The sequence below is a fragment of the Streptomyces tateyamensis genome (assembly GCF_003205575.1).
Taxonomy (GTDB): domain Bacteria; phylum Actinomycetota; class Actinomycetes; order Streptomycetales; family Streptomycetaceae; genus Kitasatospora; species Kitasatospora tateyamensis.
Genome location: NZ_PYBW01000348.1, coordinates 1 through 249 on the forward strand (window position 1 = coordinate 1; position 249 = coordinate 249).

1 protein-coding gene is annotated in these 249 nt (G+C 71.9%); it reads left to right on the forward strand.

What is annotated here, in order from left to right:
* Window positions 1-249: endonuclease III domain-containing protein (locus C7C46_RS33700; protein WP_425470171.1), on the forward strand; the 249-nt coding region annotated here is incomplete at both ends.

Here is a 249-nt window from a genome sequence, read left to right on the forward strand (position 1 = left end):
TCTTCCGGAACAAGGCGAAGTCGCTGCTGGGCCTGTCGACGATGATGCGCGACGAGTTCGGCGGAGAGGTGCCCGGCACCCTGGAGCAACTGGTCCGGCTGCCCGGCGTGGGCCGCAAGACGGCCAACGTGGTCCTCGGCAACGCCTTCGGGGTGCCCGGGATCACGGTGGACACCCACTTCGGGCGGCTGGTGCGGCGGGTAGGGGGGAACCAAGAGGAGGGTCAGGGGGGGGGGGAGGCGGGGGCGG